The following is a 4,517-nucleotide window of genomic DNA, read 5'->3' on the forward strand; positions in this document are numbered from 1 at the left end:
ATGATAGTCATCAAAAAAGATCTTTTTAAAATGAGTAATAAATATCTCATGCCTACTTCTCCTTTTATTTTAATTCATCATGTGCTTTAGTAATCATCTCGTATGTAATAATCCTTAATAATGAGGATACAAGCTTTAGCATTTCTTACAAGATTCACTTGAAGTGTCTTAAAGATAAAAATCCCAACACCAAAGAATATCACAGAAGTATTGTCTAACCACATCCCATTAAGCATTATGGGATTCACTTAAAGTAAAACACCATAGATAACCTGCCGTTTTTTACAATATATTTGCTATAAAAAATAAGCGGTTATAGAATACCTATAGCAAGCTGAAATTAATGAGATTAAGTTGGTATGAATAACGTACAAAAGAAATATTTTATTGGCCTAACCCATTTTTTGGGAAATGTTCTCGGCCCTAAATACGAAGTCGTATTTCATTCTTTTGATAAGAATAAGGCTCATATGGAAGCCATTGCGAATAGCCACGTTAGCGGGAGGACCCTTTCCTCTCCACTTAGTTCTTTTGGTTCTAGTTTGTTGCAGGATAAAGTGTATTTAGATAAGGATTTTGTCTTTAACTACAAAGCGGTGGCTGATTCCGAAAAGGTCATTCGAGGTGCAACTTATTTCATTAAAAATGGGGATAAATTAGAAGGCATCCTTTGTATTAATCATGATACCTCTGAGTTGGTTGATGTGATGACCAAATTAATTTCATTAGAAAATCTTGGAAACTTCGTCAATATTTTAGGTATTGATGCGGCCTTTGCCGAAGTGGAAGAAGCTGAAATAATTAATAAAGAAAAACTCGAAAACTCCATCGAAGATATCCTTTGTGAATACCTTGATTTCACTCTATTACACTCCGATAAACCACTCAGCTTAAGACAACGGGAAAACGCCATTAAAGTCTTATTTGATAAAGGTATTTTCAATATCAAAGGTGCCATTCCAATGGTGGCGAAATATTTGAAAATCTCAGAACCTAGCGTATATCGATATCTTAAAGCAATCAAAGAGAAAGCATAAAAAAGTGCGGTTAAAATTAACCGCACTTTTTTATTTTAATCGTGTTATTAGCCCACTACTTCAGGCAATATACCTAATTTAATTAGGAATGGGATACTCACGATAATAATCCCTAGAATTGAGACAAAGAGTAGGACCCCTGAACCACCCGGCACACGATAAGGTAAGTTTGGATGTTGATGGCGAGCTTTCCAAACCAATGCTGCCGGCAATACCACTGCATAGAAAGCAAACATTTGTCCTGCATAACCTAATGCAAGGATGAAGCCTTCTGGATAGAAGAATGCAAAGAGCAAGGGCGGAAGGAAGGTTAAGAAACCTAAACTTAAACGGTTCGCTGAAATATTGAAGGCACGTTTTAATAAGTCGTCAATACATTCTAGTAAACCTAGTGCGACCCCTAAGAATGAGGTAATCAGTGCTAAGGCAGAGAAGATTTTCACGACAGCTGCAATAATGGTGCTGCCTGTAATCACTCGAACGGCTTCAATCAATCCATTTAATGTCGGATCTTGATTAAGGATTTCTAAGAATCGGCTTTGGCTTAACACACCGTGAGTAGAAAATTGCCATAAAAGATAACCCACTAATGTGATTGCAGAGCCCACAATAATAGAAAATCTTAAGGCTTTTACATCACCTTCTAAATATTTATTTAAGCAAGGAATTGAGCCGTGGAAACCAAAAGCGGTAAAGAAAACCGGACTAGCCGAAATCAATAGCGCTTTATCAATTGGCATGGCCATTAAGTTATCGATTTTAATTTCTGGAATCATCAATCCAAGCACAATAAATAAAGCCGCAATCATCGCGATAAATAAGAAGCGATTTAAGGCATCCACAAAGCTTGTGCCAATTGCTACGAAGATACCAAAGAAGATCGTAAATGCTAGGATAGAACCTTTCATTTTGAGATCAGGCGTCGCAAAATCAGGTAAAGTTGAAGCAAGAATTGCACCACCACCGGTTACATAGGCGGAAAGTAATGCATAAAGGAAAATCATTAATACGCTAGTTGCAACAATTCGTCCTGGTCGACCAAAATACTGTGCGGCAAGCGTGCCAATACCAGCATCATGTTCAGCGGTTTGGTAAACCTCAACAAATAATAATGCGCTATAGGTGAGCAGAATCCATAAAAGAACAAGTAGAACAACTGTAAACGTGAAACCTATTCCTGCAGAGGTGAGAGGCATGGCAAGCATCCCTGCCCCAATCATCGTCCCTGAGGTAATCAAGGTACTTCCCAATGTTTTGTTCATAAGTTTTCTCCTTTCCGATTATCGTAGAAAGGCTAGTCACTTCCTTATTTGACAATACATCAAACTACAATGTCATTAGAATGTTTTCGCATTTTTCTCATTAACCAAATATTTTTTAGATACAAAAAGCCCTTACCCCGTTACTGAGGTAAGGGCGGTAGGCCTATTTTTGTTCAAAACGTGCAGTGAAGAAACGTAATTGTTTTGGTTCATACACGAAACGAAGCCCTTTAATATCCTCTTTATGTTTGAATAAATGGATAATACCATCAGCAACTAAATCCATGTGTGCATAAGTGTAAACACGACGAGGAATAGTAATACGTACAGTTTCAAGTTTTGGATGATGGTTTTCGCCAGTTTTAATATCACGACCAGCTGAAATAATACCACGTTCCATTGTACGCACACCGCATTCAACATAGATTGCTGCCGCTAATGCTTGTGCCGGGAAGTCTTCTTCTTGTTTCAAATGTGGACAGAAACGACGAGCATCTAAGAACACCGCATGACCACCAATTGGTTCGACAATCGGTACACCCGCTGCTTTTAATTTTTCACCGAGGTAACGTACTTGTTTAACACGGTGTTCAATGTACTCTTCCTGAGTTGCTTCTTTCAAACCGATCGCCATTGCTTCCATATCACGACCAGCCATACCACCGTAAGACGGCATACCTTCGAACACAACAACCAATTCTTTCGCTTTCATGAACAATTCTTCATCATTCATACATAAGAAACCACCGATATTGGTTAAGCAGTCTTTTTTACCACTCATTGTACAACCATCTGCATAGCTGAACATTTCTTGAACGATAGATTTGATTGAACGATCTTGATAGCCAGGTTCTTGTTCTTTAATAAAATAAGCATTTTCAATACAACGAGTTGCATCGTAGAACACTTTAATGCCGTGTTTTGCGGTTAATTCACGAACAGCTTTCATGTTTGCGATAGAAACCGGTTGACCACCCGCTAAGTTTACTGTTACCGCCAAGCACACATAAGCAATATTTTCAGCACCTTTTTCGTTAATTAATTTTTCTAATTTTTTAACATCAATATTACCTTTGAATGGGATATCTAATGTTGCATCATGCGCTTCATCACGAATGATATCGTAGAAAATACCGCCATTGGCTTCTTGGTGGAAACGTGTAGTAGTGAAATACATATTGCCTGGTACGTATTGACCCGGTTTAATCGCGATACGAGAAAGAATATTTTCAGCACCACGACCTTGGTGAGTTGGCACAATATATTTGAAACCAAATAAGTCTTGAACTGTTTCTTGTAAATGGTAGAAGTTGCGGCTACCTGCATAAGCTTCATCACCCATCATAATACCGGCCCATTGACGGTCACTCATTGCATTTGTACCGCTATCGGTTAAAAGGTCGATATAAACATCTTTTGAATCAAGTAAGAAGGTATTGAAGCCTGCCGCTTTCATCGCTTTTTCACGTTCTGATTTTGGTAAGATTGAAACAGGTTCAACACTTTTAATACGGAACGGTTCTGCTGGATAGTATGCCATAATAAATCTCCTATTATGTTAGGTTTAAAGTCCATGATTATTAACCCGCTACTAAAAACATCTATCATCGAGTTGCAAGCATAGTACTGAATTTTTTTCTGCATTACTGTGATCAAAGTCACAAATCGATAAAATTTTATCAAATTTATGTGAAAATATTTTTATTTGATAATTTTATATCAAAAAAAATCATAAACATACTGATTTTTAGAGTAATTAAACAAGCGAGTTGGACTATCCAGTTTTTTCAATAGGACAAGCGGATATGGGAATGGTTTTGCAGTCGGGATTGATATGAGAGGGTATATTTCGGCAAAAGAAGCATTAAAAATACAAAAGCGCGGTCAGTTTTTGAGAGGTTTAAAAACTCTTTGAAATTGACCACACTTTAATCCAACAATTTCTTTTGTATAAGAGCTATTAGAATGGAAGTATTGAATCATTTTTTGATATAAAAACTTTGTCACACTCTTTGTTTAGATATAAATAATCATATATGTTTTTTTCTATCCAATTCTTATCTAAAGAATAAATCGCGTCTTTTTTAAAAGCCTCTTTAGGAAAGATAAGCGCTATTTTTCCAGCCTTATAACCAGATATAGATAACAATCCAAGCGGTCTGTCAACATCCTCTGTTTCAAAGATAATAAAGTCCACGACTCGATCTGTGTAATAATT

At 36.8% G+C, this 4,517-nt stretch carries 4 protein-coding genes; 1 reads left to right on the forward strand and 3 read right to left on the reverse strand.

Going from position 1 to position 4,517, the window contains the following annotated elements; all coding sequences use genetic code 11:
• Positions 1-359 precede the first annotated feature (359 nt).
• Positions 360-1,037, forward strand: a complete 678-nt coding sequence (locus tag HMPREF3020_RS00255; protein ID WP_049365082.1) for a helix-turn-helix transcriptional regulator — start codon at positions 360-362, stop codon at positions 1,035-1,037.
• Between the two features lie 47 nt (positions 1,038-1,084).
• Here HMPREF3020_RS00255 and HMPREF3020_RS00260 read toward each other — a convergent pair whose 3' ends face one another.
• From HMPREF3020_RS00260 to imm45, 3 genes are all read right to left on the reverse strand, one after another.
• On the reverse strand, positions 1,085-2,299 hold the full coding sequence (locus HMPREF3020_RS00260; RefSeq protein WP_070775139.1) for an aromatic amino acid transporter: 1,215 nt from the start codon (positions 2,297-2,299) through the stop codon (positions 1,085-1,087).
• Between the two features lie 163 nt (positions 2,300-2,462).
• A complete protein-coding gene (locus HMPREF3020_RS00265; RefSeq protein WP_070775140.1) occupies positions 2,463-3,839 on the reverse strand; it encodes a tyrosine phenol-lyase in 1,377 nt (458 codons plus the stop codon).
• Positions 3,840-4,259: 420 nt separating this feature from the next.
• The coding region (imm45, locus tag HMPREF3020_RS00270) for an Imm45 family immunity protein (RefSeq protein WP_070775141.1) at positions 4,260-4,517 on the reverse strand (258 nt) is incomplete at its 5' end.

It is taken from the genome of Haemophilus sp. HMSC068C11 (assembly GCF_001815355.1).
Classification (GTDB): domain Bacteria; phylum Pseudomonadota; class Gammaproteobacteria; order Enterobacterales; family Pasteurellaceae; genus Haemophilus_D.

Bases quoted from the DNA above. Each gene is read 5' to 3' on its own strand.
- HMPREF3020_RS00265 (WP_070775140.1), bottom strand. From the start codon at position 3,839: ATGGCATACTATCCAGCAGAACCGTTCCGTATTAAAAGTGTTGAACCT.
- HMPREF3020_RS00260 (WP_070775139.1), bottom strand. From the start codon at position 2,299: ATGAACAAAACATTGGGAAGTACCTTGATTACCTCAGGGACGATGATT.
- HMPREF3020_RS00255 (WP_049365082.1), top strand. From the start codon at position 360: ATGAATAACGTACAAAAGAAATATTTTATTGGCCTAACCCATTTTTTG.